Origin of the sequence: Paenibacillus sp. 2TAF8 (assembly GCF_052114825.1) — a bacterium.
Classification (GTDB): Bacteria; Bacillota; Bacilli; order Paenibacillales; family Paenibacillaceae; genus Paenibacillus.
Genome location: NZ_JBFRFN010000030.1, coordinates 1 through 25,376, shown reverse-complemented (window position 1 = coordinate 25,376; position 25,376 = coordinate 1). Strand labels below are relative to the sequence as shown.

41 protein-coding genes and 1 rRNA gene are annotated in these 25,376 nt (G+C 44.9%); 40 read left to right on the top strand and 2 right to left on the bottom strand.

Annotated features, from left to right (window positions below; translation table 11 throughout):
* Positions 1–4 precede the first annotated feature (4 nt).
* From rplD to AB4Z30_RS27095, 36 genes are all read left to right on the top strand, one after another.
* A complete protein-coding gene (gene rplD / locus AB4Z30_RS27270; protein WP_110899280.1) occupies positions 5–628 on the top strand; it encodes a 50S ribosomal protein L4 in 624 nt (207 codons plus the stop codon).
* Complete coding sequence (gene rplW, locus AB4Z30_RS27265) at positions 628–918, top strand: 50S ribosomal protein L23 (RefSeq protein WP_090924675.1); 291 nt, start codon at positions 628–630, stop codon at positions 916–918. Before rplD ends, rplW begins: the two co-directional genes overlap by 1 nt.
* Before the next feature lie 31 nt (positions 919–949).
* On the top strand, positions 950–1,780 hold the full coding sequence (gene rplB / locus AB4Z30_RS27260; protein WP_441930634.1) for a 50S ribosomal protein L2: 831 nt from the start codon (positions 950–952) through the stop codon (positions 1,778–1,780).
* Between the two features lie 71 nt (positions 1,781–1,851).
* Positions 1,852–2,130 carry a 30S ribosomal protein S19 gene (rpsS, locus tag AB4Z30_RS27255; RefSeq protein WP_056697694.1) on the top strand — a complete coding sequence of 93 codons (279 nt, stop codon included), beginning with the start codon at positions 1,852–1,854 and terminating at the stop codon, positions 2,128–2,130.
* A gap of 35 nt (positions 2,131–2,165) precedes the next feature.
* On the top strand, positions 2,166–2,498 hold the full coding sequence (gene rplV / locus AB4Z30_RS27250; RefSeq protein ID WP_090924674.1) for a 50S ribosomal protein L22: 333 nt from the start codon (positions 2,166–2,168) through the stop codon (positions 2,496–2,498).
* 15 nt (positions 2,499–2,513) lie between these two features.
* On the top strand, positions 2,514–3,179 hold the full coding sequence (gene rpsC / locus AB4Z30_RS27245; RefSeq protein WP_090924673.1) for a 30S ribosomal protein S3: 666 nt from the start codon (positions 2,514–2,516) through the stop codon (positions 3,177–3,179).
* Positions 3,180–3,181: 2 nt separating this feature from the next.
* Entirely contained in the window at positions 3,182–3,616 is a 435-nt protein-coding gene (rplP, locus tag AB4Z30_RS27240; protein WP_076292170.1) for a 50S ribosomal protein L16, read from the top strand.
* Positions 3,606–3,803, top strand: coding sequence for a 50S ribosomal protein L29 (gene rpmC / locus AB4Z30_RS27235; protein WP_017692083.1), 198 nt, complete (start codon positions 3,606–3,608; stop codon positions 3,801–3,803). The genes rplP and rpmC overlap by 11 nt, the downstream gene beginning before the upstream one ends.
* A gap of 48 nt (positions 3,804–3,851) precedes the next feature.
* Positions 3,852–4,118: a 30S ribosomal protein S17 gene (rpsQ, locus tag AB4Z30_RS27230; RefSeq protein ID WP_056697701.1), complete on the top strand. Its 267-nt coding sequence runs from the start codon at positions 3,852–3,854 to the stop codon at positions 4,116–4,118.
* A gap of 36 nt (positions 4,119–4,154) precedes the next feature.
* Entirely contained in the window at positions 4,155–4,523 is a 369-nt protein-coding gene (gene rplN, locus AB4Z30_RS27225) for a 50S ribosomal protein L14 (RefSeq protein ID WP_024633579.1), read from the top strand.
* 41 nt (positions 4,524–4,564) lie between these two features.
* A complete protein-coding gene (gene rplX / locus AB4Z30_RS27220) occupies positions 4,565–4,918 on the top strand; it encodes a 50S ribosomal protein L24 (protein WP_017692086.1) in 354 nt (117 codons plus the stop codon).
* A 32-nt stretch (positions 4,919–4,950) separates the two neighbouring features.
* Positions 4,951–5,493, top strand: a complete 543-nt coding sequence (gene rplE, locus AB4Z30_RS27215; RefSeq protein WP_090924671.1) for a 50S ribosomal protein L5 — start codon at positions 4,951–4,953, stop codon at positions 5,491–5,493.
* A 74-nt stretch (positions 5,494–5,567) separates the two neighbouring features.
* Positions 5,568–5,753 (top strand): type Z 30S ribosomal protein S14, encoded by a 186-nt coding sequence (locus AB4Z30_RS27210; RefSeq protein ID WP_013312154.1) that lies wholly within the window; start codon positions 5,568–5,570, stop codon positions 5,751–5,753.
* Positions 5,754–5,785: 32 nt separating this feature from the next.
* Positions 5,786–6,184 carry a 30S ribosomal protein S8 gene (rpsH, locus tag AB4Z30_RS27205; RefSeq protein WP_123067254.1) on the top strand — a complete coding sequence of 133 codons (399 nt, stop codon included), beginning with the start codon at positions 5,786–5,788 and terminating at the stop codon, positions 6,182–6,184.
* 30 nt (positions 6,185–6,214) lie between these two features.
* Entirely contained in the window at positions 6,215–6,757 is a 543-nt protein-coding gene (gene rplF, locus AB4Z30_RS27200) for a 50S ribosomal protein L6 (protein ID WP_017692089.1), read from the top strand.
* Between the two features lie 117 nt (positions 6,758–6,874).
* Positions 6,875–7,243, top strand: a complete 369-nt coding sequence (gene rplR / locus AB4Z30_RS27195) for a 50S ribosomal protein L18 (RefSeq protein WP_017692090.1) — start codon at positions 6,875–6,877, stop codon at positions 7,241–7,243.
* 27 nt (positions 7,244–7,270) lie between these two features.
* Entirely contained in the window at positions 7,271–7,768 is a 498-nt protein-coding gene (rpsE, locus tag AB4Z30_RS27190) for a 30S ribosomal protein S5 (protein WP_024633574.1), read from the top strand.
* A 12-nt stretch (positions 7,769–7,780) separates the two neighbouring features.
* Positions 7,781–7,966, top strand: a complete 186-nt coding sequence (rpmD, locus tag AB4Z30_RS27185) for a 50S ribosomal protein L30 (protein ID WP_017692092.1) — start codon at positions 7,781–7,783, stop codon at positions 7,964–7,966.
* A gap of 43 nt (positions 7,967–8,009) precedes the next feature.
* On the top strand, positions 8,010–8,450 hold the full coding sequence (gene rplO, locus AB4Z30_RS27180; RefSeq protein WP_090924667.1) for a 50S ribosomal protein L15: 441 nt from the start codon (positions 8,010–8,012) through the stop codon (positions 8,448–8,450).
* Positions 8,450–9,748, top strand: coding sequence for a preprotein translocase subunit SecY (secY, locus tag AB4Z30_RS27175; RefSeq protein WP_090924666.1), 1,299 nt, complete (start codon positions 8,450–8,452; stop codon positions 9,746–9,748). Before rplO ends, secY begins: the two co-directional genes overlap by 1 nt.
* A gap of 90 nt (positions 9,749–9,838) precedes the next feature.
* Positions 9,839–10,483, top strand: coding sequence for an adenylate kinase (locus AB4Z30_RS27170; protein WP_441930626.1), 645 nt, complete (start codon positions 9,839–9,841; stop codon positions 10,481–10,483).
* Between the two features lie 3 nt (positions 10,484–10,486).
* Complete coding sequence (gene map / locus AB4Z30_RS27165) at positions 10,487–11,239, top strand: type I methionyl aminopeptidase (protein ID WP_441930624.1); 753 nt, start codon at positions 10,487–10,489, stop codon at positions 11,237–11,239.
* 10 nt (positions 11,240–11,249) lie between these two features.
* A complete protein-coding gene (locus tag AB4Z30_RS27160) occupies positions 11,250–11,558 on the top strand; it encodes a hypothetical protein (protein ID WP_441930622.1) in 309 nt (102 codons plus the stop codon).
* Positions 11,559–11,561: 3 nt separating this feature from the next.
* Positions 11,562–11,777, top strand: coding sequence for a translation initiation factor IF-1 (gene infA, locus AB4Z30_RS27155; protein WP_017692098.1), 216 nt, complete (start codon positions 11,562–11,564; stop codon positions 11,775–11,777).
* A gap of 152 nt (positions 11,778–11,929) precedes the next feature.
* Entirely contained in the window at positions 11,930–12,043 is a 114-nt protein-coding gene (rpmJ, locus tag AB4Z30_RS27150) for a 50S ribosomal protein L36 (RefSeq protein WP_003333770.1), read from the top strand.
* A 20-nt stretch (positions 12,044–12,063) separates the two neighbouring features.
* Positions 12,064–12,432: a 30S ribosomal protein S13 gene (rpsM, locus tag AB4Z30_RS27145; RefSeq protein WP_056697730.1), complete on the top strand. Its 369-nt coding sequence runs from the start codon at positions 12,064–12,066 to the stop codon at positions 12,430–12,432.
* Positions 12,433–12,451: 19 nt separating this feature from the next.
* A complete protein-coding gene (gene rpsK, locus AB4Z30_RS27140) occupies positions 12,452–12,847 on the top strand; it encodes a 30S ribosomal protein S11 (protein WP_123067258.1) in 396 nt (131 codons plus the stop codon).
* Between the two features lie 136 nt (positions 12,848–12,983).
* Complete coding sequence (locus AB4Z30_RS27135; protein ID WP_024633566.1) at positions 12,984–13,928, top strand: DNA-directed RNA polymerase subunit alpha; 945 nt, start codon at positions 12,984–12,986, stop codon at positions 13,926–13,928.
* A 34-nt stretch (positions 13,929–13,962) separates the two neighbouring features.
* A complete protein-coding gene (gene rplQ, locus AB4Z30_RS27130) occupies positions 13,963–14,328 on the top strand; it encodes a 50S ribosomal protein L17 (protein WP_017692102.1) in 366 nt (121 codons plus the stop codon).
* A 161-nt stretch (positions 14,329–14,489) separates the two neighbouring features.
* A complete protein-coding gene (truA, locus tag AB4Z30_RS27125; protein ID WP_441930619.1) occupies positions 14,490–15,263 on the top strand; it encodes a tRNA pseudouridine(38-40) synthase TruA in 774 nt (257 codons plus the stop codon).
* Between the two features lie 205 nt (positions 15,264–15,468).
* Positions 15,469–15,906, top strand: a complete 438-nt coding sequence (rplM, locus tag AB4Z30_RS27120) for a 50S ribosomal protein L13 (RefSeq protein ID WP_024633564.1) — start codon at positions 15,469–15,471, stop codon at positions 15,904–15,906.
* A 19-nt stretch (positions 15,907–15,925) separates the two neighbouring features.
* Positions 15,926–16,318 (top strand): 30S ribosomal protein S9, encoded by a 393-nt coding sequence (rpsI, locus tag AB4Z30_RS27115; RefSeq protein WP_024633563.1) that lies wholly within the window; start codon positions 15,926–15,928, stop codon positions 16,316–16,318.
* 660 nt (positions 16,319–16,978) lie between these two features.
* Positions 16,979–17,671, top strand: coding sequence for a phosphoadenylyl-sulfate reductase (locus AB4Z30_RS27110; RefSeq protein WP_441930616.1), 693 nt, complete (start codon positions 16,979–16,981; stop codon positions 17,669–17,671).
* Positions 17,672–17,771: 100 nt separating this feature from the next.
* Complete coding sequence (gene sat / locus AB4Z30_RS27105; protein ID WP_441930614.1) at positions 17,772–18,941, top strand: sulfate adenylyltransferase; 1,170 nt, start codon at positions 17,772–17,774, stop codon at positions 18,939–18,941.
* Positions 18,942–19,009: 68 nt separating this feature from the next.
* Positions 19,010–19,765, top strand: a complete 756-nt coding sequence (gene cwlD, locus AB4Z30_RS27100; protein ID WP_441930612.1) for an N-acetylmuramoyl-L-alanine amidase CwlD — start codon at positions 19,010–19,012, stop codon at positions 19,763–19,765.
* 78 nt (positions 19,766–19,843) lie between these two features.
* Positions 19,844–20,947 (top strand): P-loop NTPase, encoded by a 1,104-nt coding sequence (locus AB4Z30_RS27095; protein WP_441930610.1) that lies wholly within the window; start codon positions 19,844–19,846, stop codon positions 20,945–20,947.
* Between the two features lie 132 nt (positions 20,948–21,079).
* Here AB4Z30_RS27095 and gerD read toward each other — a convergent pair whose 3' ends face one another.
* Positions 21,080–21,823: a spore germination lipoprotein GerD gene (gene gerD, locus AB4Z30_RS27090; RefSeq protein WP_441930608.1), complete on the bottom strand. Its 744-nt coding sequence runs from the start codon at positions 21,821–21,823 to the stop codon at positions 21,080–21,082.
* 125 nt (positions 21,824–21,948) lie between these two features.
* Here gerD and AB4Z30_RS27085 point away from each other — a divergent pair, with 125 nt between their 5' ends.
* The gene (locus tag AB4Z30_RS27085; protein WP_441930606.1) at positions 21,949–22,563 is read left to right on the top strand and encodes a KinB-signaling pathway activation protein; all 615 of its coding nucleotides are present in this window, start codon (positions 21,949–21,951) and stop codon (positions 22,561–22,563) included.
* A gap of 215 nt (positions 22,564–22,778) precedes the next feature.
* On the opposite strand, the gene pdaB is transcribed toward AB4Z30_RS27085, so the two are convergent.
* Positions 22,779–23,555, bottom strand: coding sequence for a polysaccharide deacetylase family sporulation protein PdaB (pdaB, locus tag AB4Z30_RS27080; protein WP_441930604.1), 777 nt, complete (start codon positions 23,553–23,555; stop codon positions 22,779–22,781).
* A gap of 122 nt (positions 23,556–23,677) precedes the next feature.
* Here pdaB and AB4Z30_RS27075 point away from each other — a divergent pair, with 122 nt between their 5' ends.
* The 3 genes from AB4Z30_RS27075 to AB4Z30_RS27065 all read left to right on the top strand — a co-directional run.
* Positions 23,678–24,295: a stage II sporulation protein M gene (locus AB4Z30_RS27075; RefSeq protein WP_441930602.1), complete on the top strand. Its 618-nt coding sequence runs from the start codon at positions 23,678–23,680 to the stop codon at positions 24,293–24,295.
* 163 nt (positions 24,296–24,458) lie between these two features.
* Positions 24,459–24,689 carry a hypothetical protein gene (locus AB4Z30_RS27070; RefSeq protein ID WP_441930600.1) on the top strand — a complete coding sequence of 77 codons (231 nt, stop codon included), beginning with the start codon at positions 24,459–24,461 and terminating at the stop codon, positions 24,687–24,689.
* 536 nt (positions 24,690–25,225) lie between these two features.
* Positions 25,226–25,376 (top strand): 16S ribosomal RNA (locus AB4Z30_RS27065); the annotation flags it as partial.

The following is a 25,376-nucleotide window of genomic DNA, read 5'->3' as shown; positions in this document are numbered from 1 at the left end:
CAAAATGCCAAAAGTATCAGTTTACAATGTAGATGGTAGCCAAGTAGGTGAAGTTGAACTGAATGATGCGGTATTCGGTATTGAGCCGAATCAACACGTTCTGTACGATGCAGTTCTTATGCAACGCGCTTCCCTTCGTCAAGGTACCCACAAAGTAAAAGGACGTTCTGAAGTACGTGGCGGTGGACGTAAACCTTGGAAACAAAAAGGTACAGGTCGCGCTCGTCAAGGTTCGATTCGTTCTCCACAATGGAAAGGCGGCGGTATCGTATTTGGTCCGACTCCACGGAGCTATGCGTATAAACTGCCTAAGAAAGTTCGCCGTCTGGCGATCAAATCAGCCCTTTCATCCAAAGTGCAAGACAATGACATTATCGTTTTGGATGCTCTTACTCTGAGCTCGCCTAAAACTAAAGAATTTGCAGCTATTTTGAATAACCTTAAAGTAGGCCGCAAAGCTTTGATCGTAGCACCTAGCTATGATGATAATGTAGCTCTTTCCGCACGGAATATTCCTGGCGTGAAATTCGTAGCTGCTGACGGCATTAATGTTCTTGACGTGCTTGGGCACGACAAACTGATCATTACGAAAGAAGCAGTTCAGAAGGTAGAGGAGGTGCTCGCGTAATGAAGGATCCTCGTGATATTGTAAAACGTCCGATTATTACGGAACGTACTGCTGACATGATGAACGACTTGAAATATGTATTTGAAGTCGATATCCGTGCAAACAAAACCGAGATCAAAAAAGCGGTAGAAGCTATTTTTGGCGTAAAAGTGAAAAACGTGAACACACTTCGTGTTCCAGCTAAACCGAAACGGTACGGACGTTATTCCGGATATACAAGCGAATGGAAAAAAGCGTTTGTAACACTGACGCAAGATAGCAAATCGCTTGAGTTCTTTGAAACTGTATAATTGAAATCTTTGAAGTAAGGAGGGAAAACTAGTGCCAATCAAAAAGTATAAACCAACATCCCCGGCAAGACGGAACATGTCCGTTTCTACATTTGAGGAAATTACCACAGATAAGCCGGAGAAATCGTTGTTGGCCCCACTGAGCAAACAAGCAGGCCGCAACAACCAAGGTAAAATTACAGTTCGTCACCACGGTGGTGGACACAAACGTAAATACCGTATCATCGACTTCAAACGTACTAAAGATGGAATACCGGGCCGCGTTGCTACAATCGAGTATGACCCGAACCGTACTTCCAACATTGCATTGATTCACTATGCTGATGGTGAGAAACGTTACATCATCGCTCCTAAAGGTCTGAAAGTTGGAGATCAAGTATTCTCTGGTCCTGACGCAGATATCAAAATCGGTAACGCACTGCCGCTCGAAAATATTCCAGTAGGTACCGTTATCCACAACATCGAGTTGAAACCAGGTAAAGGCGGACAATTGGTTCGTGCTGCTGGTACAGAAGCTCAATTGCTTGGTAAAGAAGAAAAATACGTTTCTGTTCGTCTCTCTTCCGGAGAAGTTCGTCGTGTTTTGAAAGTTTGCCGCGCAACAATCGGATCCGTTGGTAACCAAGATCACGAGCTCATCAAAATCGGTAAAGCCGGTCGTAGCCGTTGGTTGGGACAACGTCCTGAGGTTCGTGGTGTGGTAATGAACCCTAACGATCACCCTCACGGTGGTGGTGAAGGTCGTGCTCCAATCGGACGTAAATCGCCAATGTCACCATGGGGTAAACCTACTCTTGGTTTCAAAACGCGTAAGAAAAATAAAGCTTCTGATAAATACATCATCCGTCGCCGCACGAAGTAATACACACTGTGCATAACTTCGTGAGGCATCTACGGATGCATAAAAGCTATGTTTGAAGGGAGGATCTCCACATGAGTCGCAGTTTGAAAAAAGGGCCATTCATTGATGGCTACATGCTCAAGAAGGTAGAAGAGATGGAAGCATCAGGCAAGAAGAACGTTATCAAAACCTGGTCCCGTCGCTCTACAATTTTCCCACAATTCATCGGACACACATTTGGCGTTTACGACGGTCGTAAACACGTGCCAGTGTATGTAACTGAGGACATGGTCGGACACAAACTGGGTGAGTTCGCTCCAACCCGTACGTACAAAGGCCATACTGATGATGATAAGAAAACAAGAAGATAAATGAACATCTCTAATGTTTGAGAGGAGGTTACACAATGGAAGCAAAAGCACATGCTAAGTTTATCCGGATTGCTCCTCGTAAAGTTCAACTCGTTGTTGACTTGATTCGCGGCAAGCAAGTAGGTGAGGCGGTTGCCATTCTCCGTCACACTCCGAAATCCGCTTCTCCAGTTGTTGAGAAGTTGCTTAACTCCGCTATTGCGAATGCGGAACACAATTATTCTTTGGATGTTAATAACTTGGTGATCTCGCAAGCTTACGTAAACCAAGGACCAACGATGAAACGTTTCCGCCCTCGTGCAATGGGACGTGCAAGTCGTATTAACAAACGTACTAGCCACATTACTTTGGTGGTATCTGAAAAGTAGAAGGAGGGAAAACGTGTGGGCCAAAAGGTAAATCCAGTCGGACTTCGTGTCGGAGTTATCCGTGACTGGGAATCTAAGTGGTATGCAGGCAAAGACTTCGGCGATCTTTTGATGGAAGACGTGAAAATTCGTGAATTCCTGAAAAATAAATTGAAAGACTCCGCTATGTCTCGTGTTGAGATCGAGAGAGCGGCTAACCGCGTAAACGTAACGATTCACACAGCGAAACCAGGTATGGTAATCGGTAAAGGTGGATCTGAAGTTGAAAATCTTCGTAACCAAATTACGAAAATTGCTGGCGGTAAAAAAGTACACATCAATATTTCTGAAATTAAGAACCAAGACCTGGACGCTATCCTGGTAGCAGAAAGCATTGCACAACAATTGGAACGTCGTGTTTCTTTCCGTCGTGCTCTGAAACAAGCTATTCAAAGAACTATGCGCTCCGGTGCTAAAGGTATTAAAACTCAAGTAGGCGGACGTCTTGGCGGTGCTGAGATTGCACGTTCTGAAGGCTACAGCGAAGGAACTGTTCCACTGCACACACTGCGTGCTGACATTGACTATGGTACTGCAGAGGCTCATACTACTTACGGACGTATCGGCGTAAAAGTATGGATCTATCGTGGAGAGGTTCTTCCTACGGCTAAGAAACAAGCTGCTAAGGAAGGAGGCAACTAATCATGTTGGTACCAAAACGTGTAAAACACCGTAAGCAACAACGTGGACATATGAAAGGCCAAGCAAAAGGCGGAACTACGCTGAACTTTGGCGAATACGGTCTGCAAGCTACGGAACCGGCTTGGATTACGAACCGTCAGATCGAAGCGGCTCGTATTGCGATGACTCGTTACATCAAACGTGGTGGTAAAGTCTGGATTAAAATTTTTCCTGACAAACCAATCACTCAAAAGCCTCTCGAGGTTCGGATGGGTAGCGGTAAAGGTAACGTAGAAAAATGGGTTGCAGTAGTGAAACCAGGTAAGATCATGTTTGAACTTGCTGGTGTACCGGAGGATATTGCTCGCGAAGCGATGCGTCTTGCCGCTCACAAACTGCCAATCAAAACGAAGTTCGTGAAACGTGAAGAATTGGGTGGTGAAGCAAATGAAAGCTAGTGAATTTCGCAACCTAACCTCTGCTGAAATCGAGCAAAAGATTGCCGGATTTAAAGAAGAACTCTTTAATCTCCGCTTTCAACTCGCTACCGGTCAGCTGGATAACCCGACTCGAATCCGTGATGTGCGGAAAGAAATAGCTCGTGCTAAAACCATCATCCGTGAAAGAGAATTGGGAATCGGTTAATTAGAGGTCGGATGTACATTCCGTCTGTAATCAGGAAGGAGGCCAACAATGAGCGAAGAGCGTAATGCACGTAAAGTTCAAACTGGTAAAGTTGTCAGTGATAAAATGGACAAAACGATTGTTGTTGCTGTAGAAACCTACAAAAACCACAAATTGTATCATAAACGCATTAAGGTTACTAAAAAGTTCAAAGCGCATGACGAAGAAAACACTGCGAAAATCGGTGACACGGTGAAAATCATGGAGACTCGTCCGCTTTCGAAAGATAAACGCTGGAGACTTACTGAAGTCGTTGAAAAAGCGGTTATTATCTAATTGCATGATCAGCATAGCTGGAAGGAGGAATACTAAATGATTCAACCATTTACACGTTTGACTGTAGCCGACAACTCCGGTGCGAAGGAACTGATGTGTATCCGCGTACTCGGCGGTACGGGACGTCGTACAGCTCAAATCGGTGATCTGATCGTTTGTTCTGTAAAACAAGCAACACCAGGCGGCGTTGTCAAAAAAGGTGATGTAGTTAGAGCGGTTGTCGTTCGTACGAAACGTTCTGTGCGTCGTAAAGACGGTTCCTACATCGGTTTTGATGAAAATGCAGCTGTTGTTGTAAAAGACGACAGAAGCCCGCGTGGAACACGTATTTTCGGACCTGTTGCTCGTGAACTTCGCGAGAAAGATTTCATGAAAATCGTTTCCTTGGCCCCAGAGGTTATCTAATAGAGTAAGCTCGTGATGTTTAGAAACAGGAGGTGTACGAAATGCCAAGAGTGAAAAAAGTTCTGGAATCCCATAACAACAAACTTCACGTTAAAAAGGAAGATACGGTTATGGTGATCAGCGGTAAAGACAAAGGTAAAAAAGGCCGTGTCATCGCTGCTTATCCTCGTGAAAACCGCGTCCTTGTGGAAGGTGTTAACATGGTGAAAAAACACCAGAAGCCTAACCAGCAAAACCCGCAAGGCGGCATTATCGAGAAGGAAGCTCCGATTCACGTTTCCAACGTGATGCACATCGATCCAAAGAGCGGAAAAGTAACCCGTGTTGGTTACAAAGTGTTGGATAACGGTAAAAAAGTGCGCGTTGCAAAACGTTCCGGAGAAATTATCGACTAATTGAACCGAATGAGAAAGGAGGGCTATGATTCATGGCATCAAGAATGAAAGAACGTTACCTGCAAGAAATCGCTCCTGCTTTGATGCAGAAGTTTAACTATACAACGGTAATGCAAGTGCCGAAAATCGAGAAAATCGTTATCAACATGGGTGTGGGCGACGCTGTCCAAAACTCCAAAGTGTTGGATTCCGCAGTAAACGATTTGCAACTGATCGCAGGTCAAAAACCTGTAATCACTCGTGCGAAAAAATCAATCGCAGGTTTCAAACTGCGTGAGAACATGCCTATCGGTGTGAAAGTAACATTGCGCGGCGAGCGTATGTACTACTTCCTCGATAAATTGTTCAACGTAACACTTCCACGTGTACGTGACTTCCGCGGTGTATCGAGCAAAGCGTTCGATGGTCGTGGTAACTATACTCTGGGTCTGAAAGAGCAATTGATCTTCCCAGAGATCGAGTATGATAAAGTAGACAAAGTCCGCGGTATGGATATTGTCATCGTAACAACGGCGAAAACAGACGAAGAGTCCCGCGAATTGCTCACGCAAATGGGAATGCCTTTCGTTAAATAATGTTGGCATAAACGTTCCGGGTGTCTGGAAAGACTCCCTTTTCTCCGAAATTATTTAGGAGGTGTCAGGCTAAAGTGGCAAAAACTTCGATGAAAGTTAAACAACAACGTACACCAAAGTTTAAAGTACGTGCTTATACACGCTGCGAGCGTTGCGGTCGTCCACATTCGGTACTGCAAAAGTTCAAAATTTGCAGAATTTGCTTCCGTGAATTAGCTTATAAAGGCCAGATCCCTGGCGTGAAAAAAGCAAGCTGGTAAAAAGTCCTGAACGGGAAGGAGGTTAACTCACAATGACTATGTCTGATCCAATTGCAGATATGCTTACTCGTATTCGTAACGCGAACACTGTTCGTCACGAAACGGTAGAAATGCCTGCTTCGACAATGAAAAAACAAATCGCCGATATCCTGAAGCGTGAAGGTTTCATCCGTGACGCTGAATTTATCGAAGATAACAAACAAGGGATTATCCGTGTTTTCTTGAAATACGGTCAAAATAACGAGCGCGTTATCACTGGTCTGAAAAGAATCAGTAAACCAGGTCTTCGTGTTTACACGAAAAGCAATGAAGTACCTCGCGTACTTGGTGGCCTTGGAATCGCGATTATCTCGACATCCAAAGGTGTTATGACGGACAAAGAAGCTCGTCAATCGAAATCCGGCGGAGAAGTCGTCTGCTACGTTTGGTAATATAACGTCACAAGATAGGAGGTGCAACATATGTCTCGTATTGGTCGCAAACCAATTACAGTACCAAGTGGTGTAGACATCACTTTGGACAATACCGTTATCACGGTAAAAGGACCTAAAGGAACTTTGACTCGTGAACTTCACAAAGACATGAAGGTTACAGTTGAAAACAACGAAATTACAGTTGTGCGTCCTTCCGATAACAAAACTCACCGTTCTTTGCACGGCACAACGCGTAGCGTTGTCAACAACATGGTGAGCGGCGTAACTGAAGGATTCGCTAAATCTCTGGAGTTGGTTGGGGTCGGATATCGTGCAAGCAAATCCGGAGATAAAATTGTTCTGAACGTTGGTTACTCTCACCCGGTTGAAATTACACCGGAAGCGGGAATCGAATTCGAAGTACCTTCGAATACGAAAATCATTGTTCGCGGTATCGATAAAGAGCGCGTAGGTGCTTACGCTGCTAAGATTCGTTCCGTTCGTGAACCTGAGCCGTACAAAGGTAAAGGTATTAAATATGAAGGCGAGCGTATCATCCGTAAGGAAGGTAAAGCCGGTAAGAAGAAATAAGATTTCTCTTACCGCCTTTGCGCGGCTTTCGGCTTGCTTGCTTCGTGTGTTTCTAATATACCCCGTGGCTTCTGCTTTGAAGCCAGCGAGGTAACCTGAAAGGAGTGAATCCCTGAGATGATTACGAAACCAGATAAAAACAAGGCTCGTCTGAAAAGACACCTTCGTGTTCGTAAGAAAATCCAAGGAACGGCTGCACGTCCTCGTTTGAACGTTTTCCGTTCTGGTAAACATATGTACGCTCAAATCATCGATGATGTAGCTGGTGTAACAATCGCTTCCGCGTCTACTGTAGACAAAGAATTGAGCACTGACATCAAAAATGGTGCATCTGTTGAATCTGCTCGTAAAGTTGGCGAACTCGTTGCTAAACGTGCAAAAGACAAAGGTGTTTCCAATATCGTATTTGACCGTAGCGGATATCTGTACCATGGTCGTATCGCAGCTTTGGCTGAAGCGGCTCGTGAAGCAGGACTTGAGTTTTAAGATATTTTTCAAAAGGAGGTTAACGACTTGCGTGTAGATCCGAATACTTTGGAACTGTCTGAAAGAGTAGTAAACATTAATCGCGTAGCTAAAGTAGTAAAAGGCGGACGCCGTTTCAGCTTTAGCGCACTGGTTGTAGTCGGCGACGGCAACGGCTGGGTTGGAGCGGGTATCGGTAAAGCGGGCGAAGTACCTGATGCAATTCGCAAAGGTATTGAAGATGCTAAGAAAAACCTTGTACACGTTCCACTCGTAGGAACTTCGATTCCTCACTTGGTAACAGGTAAGTTCGGCGCAGGACGCGTTCTGTTGAAACCAGCATCTGAAGGTACTGGTGTTATCGCTGGTGGTCCTGTACGTGCGGTTCTCGAACTTGCTGGTGTAGGTGACATTTTGACAAAATCTCTGGGTTCTTCGAATTCCATGAACATGGTCAATGCGACTTTGGAAGGTTTGTCCCGTTTGAAGCGTGCTGAAGACGTGGCTAAACTGCGCGGAAAATCCGTCGAAGAGCTTCTGGGTTAGGAGGGAATTCTCATGGCTAAATTAGAAATTACCCTCGTCCGTAGCTTGATCGGACGTCCGGAGACGCAAAGAACAACTGTGAAAACATTGGGCTTGCGCAAAATCAACAGCAAAGTGGTTCAAAACGATAATCCTGCCATCCGTGGTATGATTAACAAAGTAAGCCACTTGGTAGCTGTTAAAGAAGTAGAAGCATAAGAACGGGTTAATCCCACAAATCTTTAAGGAGGTGCAACGAACGATGAAGTTACATGAGCTTTCTCCATCACCTGGATCCCGCAAAGAGCGTAAGCGTGTTGGTCGCGGTCCAAGTAGTGGTACAGGTAAAACATCAGGTCGCGGTCATAAAGGACAAAACGCTCGTTCTGGCGGTGGTGTTCGTCCAGGCTTCGAAGGTGGACAAAATCCATTGTATCGTCGCTTGCCAAAACGCGGTTTCGTAAACCCAACTCGCAAAGAATATGCAGTTGTTAATATCGAAGACCTGAATAGTTTGCCTGCGGGTACAGAAGTAACTCCAGAATTCTTGATGACGAATGGCGTTGTTAAAAACGCTAAATCCGGAATCAAAGTCCTGGGTAACGGTGAAGTCACTGTGAAGCTGACTGTTAAAGCTAACAAGTTTTCTCAATCTGCGGTGGAGAAAATTGAAGCTGCCGGCGGTACAACCGAGGTGATTTAATGTTCAAGACCCTAAAGAATATCTGGCGGGTTGAGGATCTGCGCAAAAGGGTATTATTTACCCTTTTTGTACTGATCATTTACCGCATCGGCTCCTTTGTTCCCGTTCCAGGTGTTAACAAAGATGTGTTCGAAGCGACAAATTCTGCGGGTAAAGAAGTTTTTGGACTTCTCAATACGTTCTCGGGTGGAGCACTGTTCCAGTTCTCGATATTTGCACTCGGGATCGTTCCTTACATCACTGCGTCTATCATAGTACAGTTGCTTTCCATGGATGTTATTCCTAAATTAGCGGAGTGGGCAAAGCAAGGTGAGCAAGGTAAGAAGAAATCTGCACAACTGACTCGTTATTTAACGATCGGGCTGGCATTGATTCAAGCGTTTGGTACGTCGATCGGATTTAACCGTTTGTACAATACAGACATGATTCCTAACGCTACGTTTGCAGATTATATCTTGATCGCGATTGTACTTACGGCCGGTACTTCATTCCTGATGTGGCTTGGTGAGCAGATCACCGAGAAGGGCATCGGAAACGGAATCTCGATTTTGATCTTTGCGGGTATACTGTCAACAGTGCCTAACATTATCAAACAAACGATCGAGTCCGACTTCATCCAACCTGATCAGTTGTTTATGAACATCCTTAAAGGTGTAATCATCGCGATTGTGATCGTATTGATTATCATCGGTGTCATTTACATTCAACAGGCGATTCGGAAAATTCCTGTGCAGTACGCAAAACGCGTCGTAGGCAACAAAATGTACGGTGGACAGAATACACATATCCCGCTGAAGATTAATGCAGCTGGTGTTATCCCTGTCATCTTCGCATCATCGCTGTTGATGTTCCCAACGATTATTGCCAACTTCTGGGCTAATCATGGTTGGGCACAGTGGATCGGTCAAAACTTGACTACACACAAACCACTTGGTATGGTGCTGTATGTCGTGATGATCTTCGGATTCACATTCTTCTATACTTTTGTACAGATGAATCCACAGCAGATGGCTGATAATATGAAAAAGAACGGCGGTTATATCCCGGGTATTCGCCCAGGTAAAGCAACCGAGAAATATCTGACCCGTGTCATGACTCGTTTGACAATGGCCGGAGCCATCTTCTTGGCTGTCATTTCCGTTCTGCCTGTATTCTTAGGGGCACTTTCTGGTTTGCCTCAATCAGCGCAAATTGGAGGAACTTCCCTCCTGATCGTTATCGGTGTTGCGCTGGATACGATGAAGCAAATCGAAAGCCAATTGATCAAACGCCACTACAAAGGTTTTATCAATAAATAGGCAATAGGTTCCGGTTGAGTAAAGATTTACTTGCCGGCACCTATTGTGCTGTTTGTTGATGTAGGGTAGTCTTGGAGGGAGTGACATAACGTGAACATCCTATTCATGGGCCCTCCGGGGGCAGGAAAAGGTACGCAAGCAGACGTCATTGTGAAAGAGTTCGGTATTCCCCATATTTCAACAGGCGATGCATTTCGTCTTGCGATTAAACAGGGAACTCCCATTGGCCTGAAAGCCAAGGAATATATGGATCAAGGATTACTTGTACCAGATGATGTAACCATCGGCATCGTTGAAGAACGTTTGCAGCAGTCGGACTGCAGAGAAGGATTCCTCTTGGATGGCTTTCCAAGAACCCTGTCTCAAGCAGAAGCGCTGGATGGCATCCTGGAACGACTGAACTCAGGTCTTGATCATGTGATCAACCTGAAAGTGGATCGCAACAAATTGCTGGCTCGTTTGACGGGTCGTCGTATTTGTAAAAACTGTGGTTCGACTTATCATGTCGTATTTAATCCACCGAAGCAGGATGGTACTTGTGATAAATGCGGCGGCGAGTTGTACCAGCGCTCTGATGATAACGAAGAGAGTGTAGGCACTCGTTTGGACGAATATATCAACAAAACAGCACCACTCCTCACGTTCTACGAAACTAAAGACCTTCTTCGTCAAATCGACGGAGAACAGGATATCGATAAAGTTTCTCAAGAAATCGTGTCCTTGTTGAGAGGTTAATTGATGATCATTGGTAAGTCCGAAACGGAACTGGGGTTGATGAGGGAAGCAGGGAGAATTGTTGCGGAAACGCATCGTCTCTTGGCAGAGCACATTGTTCCCGGTATTACGACTGGTGAACTTGACCATATGGCTGATCAATTTATCTGCAGTCAAGGAGCTGTGCCGTCTTTCAAAGGTTATAACGGTTTCCCTGCCAGTGTGTGCGCTTCAGTGAATGAAGAGTTGGTACATGGATTTCCCGGCAAACGCAAGTTGAACGAGGGCGATATCGTTACGTTTGACATTGGCGCGCAGTACCAAGGGTATCATGGAGATTCTGCCTGGACCTATCCAGTCGGCCGTATTTCCGAAGAAGCTCGTCGTCTTCTGGACGTTACTGAGGCTTCATTATACGCAGGACTAGCGCTGGTAAAACCAGACGTTCGCTTGTTTACAATATCTCATGCAATTCAGAAATATATTGAAGATGAAGGGTTTTCCGTCGTTCGTGAATATGTCGGTCACGGCATTGGAGCGAATTTGCACGAGGAACCATCGATTCCGAACTATGGTCTTCCTGATCGTGGACCAAGGTTAAAGGCTGGAATGGTGCTAGCCATTGAGCCAATGGTTAACGCAGGTAGACGGTATGTGAAAACGTTGGAGGATAACTGGACTGTCGTCACAGTAGATGGATCGTTATGTGCCCACTTTGAACACACCGTAGCAGTTACACCTGAGGGTATGGAAATTTTCACAAAACTGGATGCGTAGGTGATTAGGCATGAACAATCAGTCGAATCCGCAGCTCGGTCAACTTGTGAAGATCCGTAAAGGCCGCAATGCGGACCAAGCCGCAGTAATTGTTTCTATAGTAGACAATAGGTTCGTATATATCGCGGATGGAGACAAACGAAAGTTTGACCAACCCAAGAAGAAGAACGTTCTTCATCTTGAACTTCAACCGATGATTAGCAGTGAGGTTGTAAACAGTTTAAACGAGAGTGGTCGGGTGACAAACGGAAAGCTCCGCTATGCGGTTCATTCGTTTCTGGAATCCACCAACATTCAAGCTGAAGAGAAAGGAGACTGACTAATGGCCAAGGAAGATGTCATTGAAGTGGAAGGCACGGTTCTTGAACCGCTGCCGAATGCAACGTTCAAGGTTGAGCTTGAGAATGGTCATCAAATTCTCGCTCACGTTTCCGGAAAATTACGGATGCACTTCATCCGTATCCTGACTGGAGACAAAGTAGTTGTTCAGTTATCGCCTTATGATCTAACAAAAGGACGTATAACTTACCGTAAATAGTAGTAGACAGTTGCAATGAACTGTGAGGCTTATGAAGCGGGTTTTGCCCGGCAAAACTTGCGAAAGCTTCGAAGCCAGTTTTACAATAGTAGAACTAGGTCAATGCTTACGAAGAGGGTTTTGCTAAGCAGAACTTTGAGGAGGTAATTCACATGAAGGTAAGACCTTCGGTCAAGCCGATTTGCGAAAAATGCAAAGTCATTCGCCGCAAAGGGAATGTAATGGTTATCTGTGAAAATCCAAAACACAAACAAAAACAAGGTTAATGAAGGGGGTGTAGCGTAAAATGGCACGTATAGCTGGTGTGGATTTGCCACGTGATAAGCGCGTTGAGATCGCCTTGACTTATATTTTCGGAATCGGTAAAACGACTTCCCAGAAAATCCTGAGCTCTACAGGCATCAATCAGAACACTCGTGTTCGTGATTTGACGGAAGATGAAGTCAGCAAATTGCGTGAAAGTATCGACAAAGAGGTCAAAGTAGAAGGTGACCTGCGTCGTGAAATCTCTTTGAATATTAAACGTTTGACGGAGATCGGTTGTTACCGTGGAGTTCGTCATCGTCGTGGTCTGCCTGTTCGTGGACAACGTACGAAAACGAATGCTCGTACTCGTAAAGGTCCTCGTCGTACTGTAGCGAACAAGAAGAAATAATAAGGGGGGATAAGAGAAAATGGCTAAACCGAAAAAAGTCGTACGTACTAAACGTCGTGACCGTAAAAATATTGAATCTGGCGTGGCACATATCCGTTCCACTTTCAATAACACTATCGTTACTATTACGGATCCTCACGGAAATGCAATTTCGTGGGCAAGCTCCGGCGGACTCGGGTACAGAGGTTCCCGTAAGTCGACTCCGTTTGCTGCACAAATGGCTGCTGAGGCTGCTGCCAAAGCTGCAATGGAGCATGGGATGAAATCCGTCGAGGTTATGGTTAAAGGACCAGGCGCAGGCCGTGAAGCAGCGATCCGCTCTTTGCAAGCTGCTGGTCTTGAAGTTAACCTGATCAAAGATGTAACTCCAGTCCCGCATAACGGATGCCGTCCTCCAAAACGTCGTCGTGTCTAATGAGATTTGCCCCTGCGTGTGGTATACTTCCGGCACAATCTGCTAATAATGGTTGTTTAGGCATACTACTACATGTTTTCGCAAGAGAAGGTAAATGTTTCATAAAGGACCGACGTTTTGAAGGAGGGGTATTGCAGTGATAGAAATCGAAAAGCCGAAAATTGAGACGGTAGACGTCAACGATGATGGCACCTATGGGAAATTCGTAGTAGAACCGCTGGAGCGCGGATACGGTACGACGCTTGGAAACTCGCTTCGCCGAATCCTGCTCTCATCACTGCCGGGTGCGGCAGTGTCTTCGGTTCAAATCGATGGCGTTCTGCATGAATTTGCTACAGTTCCTGGCGTAATGGAAGACGTTACAGAGATTATCCTTAACCTGAAAGCTTTGTCGCTCAAAATTCATTCTGACGAGGAGAAAGTGCTCGAGATTGATGCTGAAGGCGAAGGAGCAATCACGGCTGGAGACATTCGTGCTGATTCCGATGTGGAAATCCTTAATCCGGATCTTCACATTGCTACGCTTGGACCAGGTTCGAGACTTCACATGCGTATTTTTGCCAATCGCGGTCGCGGCTACGTCCAGGCAGATCGGAATAAACGCGATGACCAGCCGATCGGCGTCATCCCTGTCGATTCCATCTTCACCCCGATTAGCCGCGTAAACTACGCTGTGGAAAATACGCGTGTAGGCCAAGTAACCAACTATGACAAGCTCACGTTGGAAGTTTGGACTGACGGAAGTATTCGTCCTGAAGAGGCTGTAAGCCTTGGCGCTAAAATTTTGACCGAGCATCTGATGCTCTTCGTGGGTCTTACAGACGAAGCGAAAGATGCAGAGATCATGGTTGAAAAAGAAGAAGACAAAAAAGAAAAAGTACTCGAAATGACGATCGAAGAGCTGGATCTCTCTGTTCGTTCCTACAACTGCCTCAAACGTGCCGGTATTAATACCGTACAAGAGCTGACCACGAAAACGGAAGAAGACATGATGAAAGTCCGTAACCTCGGACGCAAGTCTTTGGAAGAAGTTCAAGAGAAGCTTGAGGAACTTGGTTTAGGACTACGTACAGAAGAATAGACAGCTGAGTGCTTGAAGTGAAGGAGGGAAAACAATGGCATACCAAAAGTTGGGCCGTAATTCCAGCGCACGTAAGGCTTTGTTCCGTGACCTGGTAACCGACCTGTTCTTATACGAGCGCATTCAGACAACTGAAGCGAAAGCAAAAGAGGTTCGCTCTATTGCTGAAAAACTGATCACTAAAGCGAAAAAGGGAGATCTTCATGCCCGTCGCCAAGTGGCAGCTTATGTTCGCCGTGAAACAATCGATGGTGAGCAAGATGCAATCCAAAAACTGTTTAGCGAATTGTCCGGTCGTTACGCTGAGCGTCCAGGCGGATACACACGTATCCTGAAACTGGGACCTCGTCGTGGTGACGCAGCGCCTATGGTTTACTTGGAACTGGTAGACCGCGCGTAATACAGAATGTGAGATGAGGAAAGGGGACAGAGTCCAAGATTCTGGGTAAACCCTTTTTTTCTCTTCATTTCGGAATTCGTGCTGTAAATGAAGCTCCGTAAGGGGCTTCTTTTGCTGTTCGGGATAGGGTTATGTATAGTATGGAACAAAGGTGTGGTAATATGCGCAACTTATGTATGACGGTAACTTACGATGGAACAGCCTACTATGGCTTTCAAGTACAGCCAGGAGGTAATACCATTCAGGACCACCTAGAGGATGCTATTCGTGCGTTGACTGGTGAAACGGTGAAAATCACGGGTTCAGGCCGAACGGATGCAGGCGTTCATGCCCGCAGACAAATCTTCAATTTTCCTACAGCGTCCCAGATTCCAGTGGAACGTTGGTGTATTGCACTCAACTCCAGATTGCCATCTGACATTGTTGTTATTGATGCAATGGAGGTACCGCTAGATTTTCATTCTCGTTATGCAGCGAAAAAGAAAACCTATCGATATACGGTCAATGCAAACCAATTTCCGGATGTCTTCAACCGAAGACTGCAACATCATCACCATGCCAAGCTGGACATCGTTGCTATGGAGGAAGGCCTGCGTCATTTCATAGGCACATATGATTTTACTTCCTTTGCTTCACGCAAGTCTCAGAAAGAGAATCATGTACGTTCGGTATACGAAGCATGGATAGAAGTGGACCGTTCAATGTGCAGGGACCATCCTCGCGATCAGGGTGTCATTCACATTTATGTGAGTGGTAACGGCTTTTTGCAGCATATGGTGCGAATCATTGTCGGGACGTTGCTGGAGATCGGAGAGGGCAAACGGAAAGCCTCTGATGTGCCGAATATGATTGCTGCATGCAACCGTTCTGCTGCAGGACCTACTGCAGTGAGTTGCGGTTTAATGCTCTGGGATCTTGAATACAAAAAAGATTAAATTTGGTGAGTAAAAAGCTTAAATTATACTTGCGATTTGGTCTCCTATCATGTAATATAAAAGTTGTGTTTTCTTAATGGCTTTCCCACAGCCCCAATTAAGATGTTCACATCGCAACAACTATCCATCAACACCTAAAGTTATCACTTAACGAACGAAGATAAATGAAAAATGATGATTTTGAACATTTAAGGAGGAACTTTTCATGCGTACTACGTACATGGCGAAGCCTAACGAAGTTGAGCGCCAATGGCACATCATTGATGCTGAAGGCAAAACCCTCGGACGTTTGGCGAGCGAAGCAGCTGCTTTGATCCGCGGCAAACATAAGCCACAATTCACTCCACATGTGGACACTGGCGATTTCGTTGTTATCATCAATGCAGAGAAAATTGTATTGACTGGTAAAAAAATGCAAGGCAAAAAATACTACCGTCACTCGATGCACCCAGGTGGTTTAAAAGTAACTACTGCAGAAGAGATGGTTAAAAACAAACCTGAGCGTATGTTGGAATTGGCTGTTCGCGGTATGCTTCCTAAAACTCGCATGGGCGAGAAAATGAAGCTGAGACTTAAAGCGTACAGAGGCACTGAGCATCCACACGCAGCACAAAAACCAGAAGTTTACGAACTTCGCGGTTAATTAAAAGGAGGACAGTTTCATGGCACAAGTACAATACTATGGGACAGGTCGTCGTAAACATTCGGTAGCACGTGTTCGCCTTGTACCGGGTGAAGGACGCATTGTCATCAATAAACGTGATATTAATGAATACTTCGGTTTGGAAACACTCAAACTGATCGTAAAACAACCACTGAATTTGACTGAAACGCTCTCTAACTATGACGTTTTGGTTATCGCTCATGGTGGCGGAATCTCCGGTCAAGCCGGCGCAATCCGTCACGGTATCTCCCGCGCTCTGCTCAAAGCAGATCCAGAATACCGTGCATCCCTGAAAAAAGCAGGATTCCTGACTCGTGACCCACGTATGAAAGAACGTAAAAAATACGGTCTTAAAGCGGCTCGTCGCGCACCTCAGTTCTCCAAACGTTAATTTTTTCAAAGTCCTTGGCTTCGGCCAAGGACTTTTTTTATTTTTTATACGGAATTTGATACATTGTACTAATCTAAAGTATTTTGAAGATACTGTATCGTTCAGGTTTCGTATCAAATTTTCTTAAGACACATTCTCCCTGAGCCTTTTAACTTACTTTTCAGTACACATCTCCTAGAGGTTTACTTCACCATACTGCTACCTCATGTTACTCCCCAATTCTGATTTCATGTTATCAGTTTTTTTTATAAATACGATAAAGGGTTCTTACTTTTGCTAATAGACGGAATCACAGCATGAAGTGATCTATATGCTCAACGAGAATCGACTTCAGCTCGTCTATGTCATATGGGAATGTATTCTAGTTAATCTGAGCACGCTATAAAGTCAACTGTGGCAAAGGTTTTTAGGTAATCAGGTAGGAAGGACCTTGAAGTTGCTTTACTGAGTTCTTGGTCTGATTTTATCTTCAAATGAAGTAAAAGGCTAAATAACACTAAAACTGAGCCTAGCTAGATCGTTTTTTTGAGGAATGAACTGATGTAATTTACCAGATGGCAGGCATTGACATCCCGAGTGAAAGATTTATACTATACATAATTCATATTAGATTAGTCGGCTTTATTTGGTTTTAAGATCATGAATGGGGGAAATTGAATAATGAACTTGTTAGAGAAGGAAGAACTGGCACGTACAAAAGCAGAGGAACTGGAGAATTCAAGTCCGGAAGATATTATTCGTTATGCGATTGAAACATTTCCTAATATCACTTTTGCATGTAGCTTCGGGGCAGAAGATGTTGTACTTGTAGATATGCTGCAAAAAATCAGTCCATCCACAGATATTTTTTATCTGGATACAGACTTTCATTTCCAAGAAACCTATGATACGCGTGATCGGATGCAAGAAAAGTATAATCTTGATTTTGTGAAAGTATCGCCAAAAATCACACCGGAAGAACAGGCTGCCCAGCATGGGGAAGAATTGTGGAAATCAGATCCTAATGCTTGTTGCAACATTCGTAAGGTGGAGCCTCTGACACGTATTCTATCGCAGTATGATGCATGGATTACAGGTATTCGTAGAGATCAGGCGCCAACGCGGGCAAACTCCAAGAAGGTTGAATATGATACGAAGTTTGGGCTGATGAAATTTAACCCCATTGCTCATTGGACAAGTGAGGATGTGTGGGAATACATTCGCGCTAATAACGTGACATATAATCCACTTCATGATCAGAATTACCCAAGTATCGGCTGTGAATACTGTACACGGCAAGTTATGCCTGGAGAAGATCCTCGTGCGGGACGCTGGTCGGGCAATGATAAAACGGAATGTGGGCTGCATAAATAAGAGTTTTATTGTGAGCGATCCTGTCTTTGTGCCTATATACTTTATTGATCATAAGCGGTTATCACCAAAAAACGGATGTATAAAATAAGGAGCTGACAAGATGACTTCGATTCTGCCTCATGGAGGTGCGCTGGTACAGCGTGTCGTACAAGGAGAAGAACGTGAGCAATTACTGCAGGAAAGTAAAAACTTGAACTCATTGCAGATTAATACCTGGACGATCTCAGATTTGGATTTGATTGGCGTAGGCGCGTTTTCACCGCTGCAAGGGTTTATGAATGAGGAAGATTATCTTTCCGTCGTATCTGGGATGCGTTTGGCTGACGGTACCGTATGGAGCATACCAATCACCCTTGCTGTAGATGATCAACAGGCATCTTCTCTTCGTAAAGGTGAGGTTGTTGCTCTCATTGGTGAAGCGGATGGGATAACTTATGGTCTGCTTGAAGTTCAAAGCATCTATAAGGTGGATCAGGGTGAGGAAGCACGCCGTGTATTCAAGACGGATGATCCAGAGCATCCTGGTGTGAAAAAACTGCTGGAGCGTCCTGCAACATATGTAGGAGGGCCAATTCAGGTGTTGAATCGTCCGCAACCTGCCAAGTTCGAAGATTTCTATTATGATCCGGCAGAGACACGCAACATTTTTAAGGAGAAAGGCTGGAGAACTGTTGTCGGTTTTCAGACGCGTAACCCGGTTCATCGGGCGCATGAATATATCCAGAAAAGTGCGATGGAGATCGTTGATGCACTTTTCCTGAATCCGCTTGTGGGCGAAACCAAATCGGATGATGTTCCTGCGGATGTGCGCATGAAGAGTTATTTGGTACTACTGGAAAACTATTATCCGGCGGATCGTGCGTTTCTAGGTGTATTCCCGGCCGCCATGCGATATGCTGGACCTCGTGAAGCCATTTTCCATGCGATGGTGCGTAAAAATTATGGCTGCACCCACTTTATCGTCGGTCGTGATCATGCAGGTGTAGGTGATTACTACGGAACCTATGAAGCACAAGAGATCTTCTCTAATTTTACCGCTGAGGAGCTTGGCATTACACCGCTGTTCTTCGAACATAGCTTCTTTTGCACCAAGTGCGGAAACATGGCTTCCAGCAAAACATGTCCTCATGACAAGGAACACCACCTGACGCTGTCCGGAACTAAGGTCCGTGGATTGCTGCGTAATGGTGAATGTCCGCCGCCTCAATTTACACGCCCTGAGGTCGCTGAGGTGCTGATTGAGGGTATGGCAGAGCAAGTCCATTCCTAAGGGTATATTTGTCCATCTTGTCCCATATAGATGATTAGAGTCATTTATAGGGACGAGGTGGTTTTTTTATGCGCAAAAACATGGGGAAACATCTGGTAGTCTGGATCCGGTTAAAAACAGTGAAGAGGGTTATGCTGAGCCTATGTTTGTTGGCTATGTTTGTAGCAGTAGTTTCGTATGAGATGCCCTCAGCCAAAACGTCAGGATATTGGAGCCTGCCTCTGGCTGGTAAGGTGATCGCTATTGATGCAGGTCATGGAGGGCCAGATGGTGGAGCAGTGAGTAGACAGGGGGTTATTGAGAAGGATATCAATTTGTCCATTGCGCTGTATGTTAGAGACTATTTGCAGCAGGCAGGAGCTCTTGTTGTGATGACTCGTGAAATCGATAAGGATTTGGCTGACGAGGGAACAAGAGGATACTCCAGACGCAAGACAGAGGATCTCAAACAGAGAGTGAGACAGATTGAAGATAAACAGGCAGATTTATTTATCAGCATCCATATGAACAGCGTTCCATCTAACCGCTGGAGTGGCGCACAAGTTTTCTACACGCCTAATCATCCTGATAACGAAGGTCTTGCGAATCTGCTACAAGCTGAGATGATTCGGAACCTGGAAAATACAGATCGTATAGCAAAAACGGTGAGTACCGTTTACTTGTTACAGGCTCTGAAAATTCCATCAGCACTCGTTGAGGTTGGCTTTTTGTCCCATCCAGAAGAGGCAAAGATGCTTGCTGATGAATTGTATCAACGGAAAGTAGCTGCGTCTATTTACAATGGCATTCTCCGATATTCCGCAGGTGAACGTCCGAAAAGTTAGTCATAAGAAGAAAGGTAGTGCTATAATTGGAACAGCATACCTAACACATGCCAATAGATAAAACCGAGGTGCTGTCTGATGTTATCCAAAGAACAGATACTTGAACTTTTACAGCCATTACAGGAACCGCAGCTTGGACAAAGCTTGACGGAACTGGGATGGATTCGTGACATTATGGTGAAAGAACATCATGTGGCGTTAAGCATGGTTACACTGGAGAATAGGCCAGAAGATGCAACCGCTTTAACGGATGCTGCACGTAACTTGCTGTCCCAGCATGGAGTGAAGGATGTACATATCCGCACACGTGTAGCATCTGAGCATGACCGTCAGAGTCTTAACCTGGGACAAGCCGAGCAAGATCCAGACCAGGATGAAGTGCTTGTTAAAGGCCATGCAGCGGGTCTGGATGGACATGAGCTATTAAGTCCTGAGTCGGGAGTTCGTTTTATCGCCGTTGCCAGTGGTAAGGGTGGCGTAGGTAAATCAACCGTCACCGTTAATCTGGCTGCAGCCTTGGCCCGTCAAGGAAAGAAAGTCGGACTCATTGATGCTGATATTTATGGTTTCAGTGTGCCAGATATGATGGGGATCGAGGAATATCCGGTCGTTGAGGATGGTGTGATTCAACCGGTCGAACGTTTTGGCGTCAAAGTGATGTCGATGGGGTTCTTTATTCGGGAAAATAACCCGGTGATTTGGCGCGGGCCAATGCTTGGTCGGATGCTTCGTCAGTTCTTCACCGATGTTCAGTGGGGCGAGCTCGATTATATGCTTCTGGATCTGCCACCAGGTACGGGTGACGTTGCGCTGGATGTGCATCAGATGTTACCACAGAGCAAAGAGATCATTGTTACGACTCCACATGCCACTGCAGCCTTTGTAGCGGCACGTGCCGGAGCGATGGCCATTCAAACGGAACACGAGTTGCTGGGTGTAGTTGAAAACATGGCGTACTACGAATGTGGCAAATGTGGAGAGAAAGAATATGTATTTGGTCGTGGAGGGGGCGGACGTCTTGCGGAAAGCCTGCACACGGTGCTCCTGGCCCAGATTCCATTAGGTGCTCCGGACAACCATCCTTCTGAACCAGATTTCTCACCGTCTGTGTACAAGGCAGAGACGACAATCGGGGCTATATATGACGAAGTCGCCCGATCGATCGATTCTAAATTTCAATAAGCATTGTAATAGGAGTAAAAGTAAAAGCCTGCGTCCTTTGCTTTGGATGCAGGCTTTTTGGCATTATCTCAAGTTTGAGGATGGGCGTCCGTAATCGTTAAATTTTTTTCTGACTCTGAATTAATCTTTTCGTTATGAGCTTCCACCACCACCACCACCGGAGTCTCCACCTCCAGAATCACCATTGCCACCATCTCCCCCGTCCTGCCCCTTTTGCCCACCACCGCTTTCCGTTTTAGGCTGGAGTTCTTCTTGTACCACTTTTTTCAGCAAAGTAAGAACTTCCATACGAAACAAAGGATTTTGCATCACTTCCTGCATAACGGTCATCGTTTGTTTTCGATATTCCGGGGTTTTGGTCATATCCATAAACATCTTGGATACCTCAGGTGATTTCATGATATCCCCAATCGATTTTTGGTACGTTGGATCTTTGATCAGTTGCATGTGAAGTTGTTTGCTTTGTCCGTTGATCGCCTTAGCGAATTCACCGGCAAATTGCGGATCGGTCATGATTTTCTCGAATTCCTTCTGGTATTCAGGAGCGGTTATGGTATCTTTTACGGCAATACGTATTTGTTCTGAAGATTGCATAGGCATTAACATTTTCATACCCACCGTTCCCGAGCCACCGCCAGAGGCGCCCCCATCTTCAGAGCCACCGCCTCCACCACTGCCGCCAGAGGAGCTTTGTCCCGTTAGAGCCTCTTCAACGGCCTTTTTACCTTCATCACTTTTCAAAATATCGACGACCATCGTTTTCATCTCTTTATAGCTGCCCTGAGGAGGCGAAGAACTCTGATCTGAACCGCAGCCGGCAAGCATGACGGATAGCCCGAATACAACACAGCATAGCTGCCACATAGGCCGTTTCATGTGTAGAATCCCTCCTTGATTAGATACTGGATGTAGTATGTGATGGGAAAGGGGGAAATATGTTGAGCAATGATGGTTTTTTGCTGTGAAGGTTGGTAAAATAAACTCTCGGGGGTGGAAAACATTTGAATTTGCGTAGATGGTTTTTCCTGTTTTGGACAGCCTTGCTTATTGGCGCCGCAGGAGCATTAGGTACAGGATTGATTATGATGCTGGTAAACGGAGAAAAAACGAATGGAATCGCCGACTTTATGCTGTATCTGCTGATTCTGTTTGGCTCCGGAGTGATGATTAGTGTATATTCACAAATGGGTTTCTTTGCATATCTCATATTAAACTATATGGGGAAAGGTGTATTCCCAAGACGCGGATGGCAAATTGTGCAGATTGTGCTGACTGTGCTGGCGTTGCTGGATATCATGTTTTTGCGTCTTTTTGTAGGTGGAGGGCGGGAGCGCCTCTCGGATATTGTGCTAGGGCTGATTATTTTGGCAACGGCAATTGTTACCGCTTACGTGAAAATTAAACAGACGCATATCTCCGCTTTAGTACCCACGCTCTTTTTCATGATAGCCGTAACAGCTGTGGAGACAATTGGTGTTTTGCGGATTGATGTTAATGCAGCTACCATCTTTATTGTAATCCCTTTGCTGTTATGTAATGCATATCAGATGTTGATCCTGCACAAACTGGTCGATGGTGCAAAAGAACGGGCTGTGGAAACTGTGGTAAGCCGTTGATTGATTGCGGGGCGTAAAAGGTCATGAACCTCAATAAGGTGTCATATTACGAAAAATACCAAAAGAGCTAACCAAGTTAGCTCTTTTTCAACTTTATACGAATTTGTGTAGCCACTTTGTTGTATAGTCGTCTATTGCAGGTATTTACAGCATCATCAGTTGTGGAATGTAACTACTTATTTTTGACTCGTTCCCAATTGTTAATCCGTGTTTTATTATTGGCCGCTGGCTTGATCACGCACTTCTTTACCTTCTACACTGGAGTGATTAAGTAACTCCGAAACGGTCACGAATTCGTATCCCTGATTTTTCAATTTATCAATGATGACAGGCAGTGCTTCATGAGTTTGTTTAGAAGAATCGCTGGCATGCAGCAGGACGATATCACCTGGATGGGCTTTGCTGACGACACGATCAACAATCGTCTGTACTCCTGGATTTTTCCAATCCAGCGAATCGGTATCCCACTGAACAACCTGATAGTTTAGACTGTTCGCAACCTGAAGCACACGTTTATCAAAATCTCCATTAGGCAATCGCAGTAAATTCGGTTCTTTTCCCGTTAAATCGGTTAAAATGCTGTGAGCTGTCGAAATTTCCTTACGGATTTGCTCTTCAGTTAAACTGCTGTAGTTTTCGTGCCGGTGTCCATGACTGCCAATCTCATATCCTGCATCTTTGATGGCAGTAACAATCTCGGGGTGCGTTTTGCTCCAGGGTGAAGAGAGGAAGAAGGTGGCCTTCTGCACTTTGTTCTCCTGAAGAACTTTTAGAATCGGCTCGGTGCGTTTATCCCCCCAGCTGATGTCAAAGGTAAGTGCAATGACCTTTTTGTCGGTTGGAACACTGTAGACGGCGGAAGGTGCTTCTTCCGAGAATACAGATACGTTTCCGCTTTCCAGATAAATAATACCAATCGCAAAGATGGCAGCAACGAGCACAATCAGGTTACGTTTGATTTTTTTGCCGCTAAATACATAGAACGAGTTCATTTCGCTAAGCGCCCCTCTCCCAATAAAGAAATGCTTGTTTACTTTTCAATGTATGCTCGTACTGACCAGTTATTCGTTTTACATCGTTGTTTGTCCATCATTTCAATTATTAGGAGGTTGTTATGTTAAAATTCAGTACCTTTATGAGAGACATGGGCAAGATCAGGGGAGCTTTAATCTGGTCATTTCTGTTATTTGCTGTGGGGATTGGAGCTGGATGGGTAAGTACAGGGCCACTGGAGCAGTTGTTGTTAAATCAGATTGAAGGGCTTCGCCAAATCAGTCAACAGTTGCAGCAGGGAGGGAATGTGCAATGGAATTTCTTTTTGCTCATTTTTTTCAATAATGCTATCAAAAGTGTGCTGGTCATCTATGCAGGTGTTTTCTTCGGCATCTTACCCATCATCTTTCTGCTAATTAACGGCATGGTGCTGGGGTTTGTTGTTCATACCTCGATGAATTATGGAGCCAGCTTTTTCGATATCGTCGTTAAGGGGCTACTGCCTCACGGGATTATCGAGATTCCGGTCATTATTATTGCCTGTGCATTTGGATTGAAGTTCGGTGGTCTAACGGTACGCAGTCTTGCACAACTGGGGGGCGACAAACGTGGATTGATTGGATCACGATGGAAAGAGTTTATGAGCATGACGTTAACAGCAAGCTTTTGGATCGTCGTCTTACTCCTCGTTGCCGCAGTTATTGAGAGCACACTCACATATGCGCTCGTAAGAGGTTGAAATTCCTTGTAGAAATTTTGTGATACCCGGCATTCATAAATTTCCAAGAATTTGACCATAACAATAAAACGGGTTTCAGCAGTGCAGACAAAATGAAAGAAAGTGTGTTGCTGGAATACTGCAGTGTGACTATAGAGGATATGCACAAAAAGGAGAACTCTTAATGCTGGGTATGCTATTTAACGAGAAGGAATGCAAGGAACTGGACTATGTATTGCGCAAAGAATTGGATGAAATGCTGTTCGATCTGAGTGACCATCGTCTTGATCAGGAGATTAAATATGCTATAGCGAGTCGGTACAAAACGGTATTCCGCATGTATGCGCGGTTCGCACCGCCTAAGGAGTTATCCAAATATGCAAGAGGCGGTAAGTTAAAGAAGTCCAAACCGTGAGTGGGGCTGAAATATATAAATCTGTATAAGGTGGGGAGAGGTGCAACTCTATCTACAGGGTTTTGTGAGTTTTGTACCTCTGATTCATCGACTTGCTCTGAAAGAGACTAATCAATTAAGCTTTTTGTCGAAATAGGGTTGACCTTTCCAATTCTATATGGTAAATTAATTTTCGTTCCATTTTAAGGAGCTAGTTTGATTGGACAAGCATATTTGTTAACATGATTAAAATAATCTAAAAATAATGCTTGCAAAGACAATGTGGTTATGATACATTATAAAAGTCGCCGCTGAAACGACGACAACAAGAAAAACAACGCATTAATTGAATGTTTGATCTTTGAAAACTGAACAACGAGTGAGTGAAACATTCTGCTTGCAGAATGAACGTGAAGGTTTTGGTACATGCCATCTGGCTGTATGAAAACTGGAACACAAATGAGATTTTTAATCTCGTCAGATTCAAAATGAGCTTATCGCTCTTTTCAATACCCCGATGAGTTGCACAGCGTTTAACCACGCTGCGAAATTCATTTTTATTGGAGAGTTTGATCCTGGCTCAGGACGAACGCTGGCGGCATGCCTAATACATGCAAGTCGAGCGGACTTGAAGAGAAGCTTGCTTCTCTGACGGTTAGCGGCGGACGGGTGAGTAACACGTAGGCAACCTGCCCTCAAGCTTGGGAC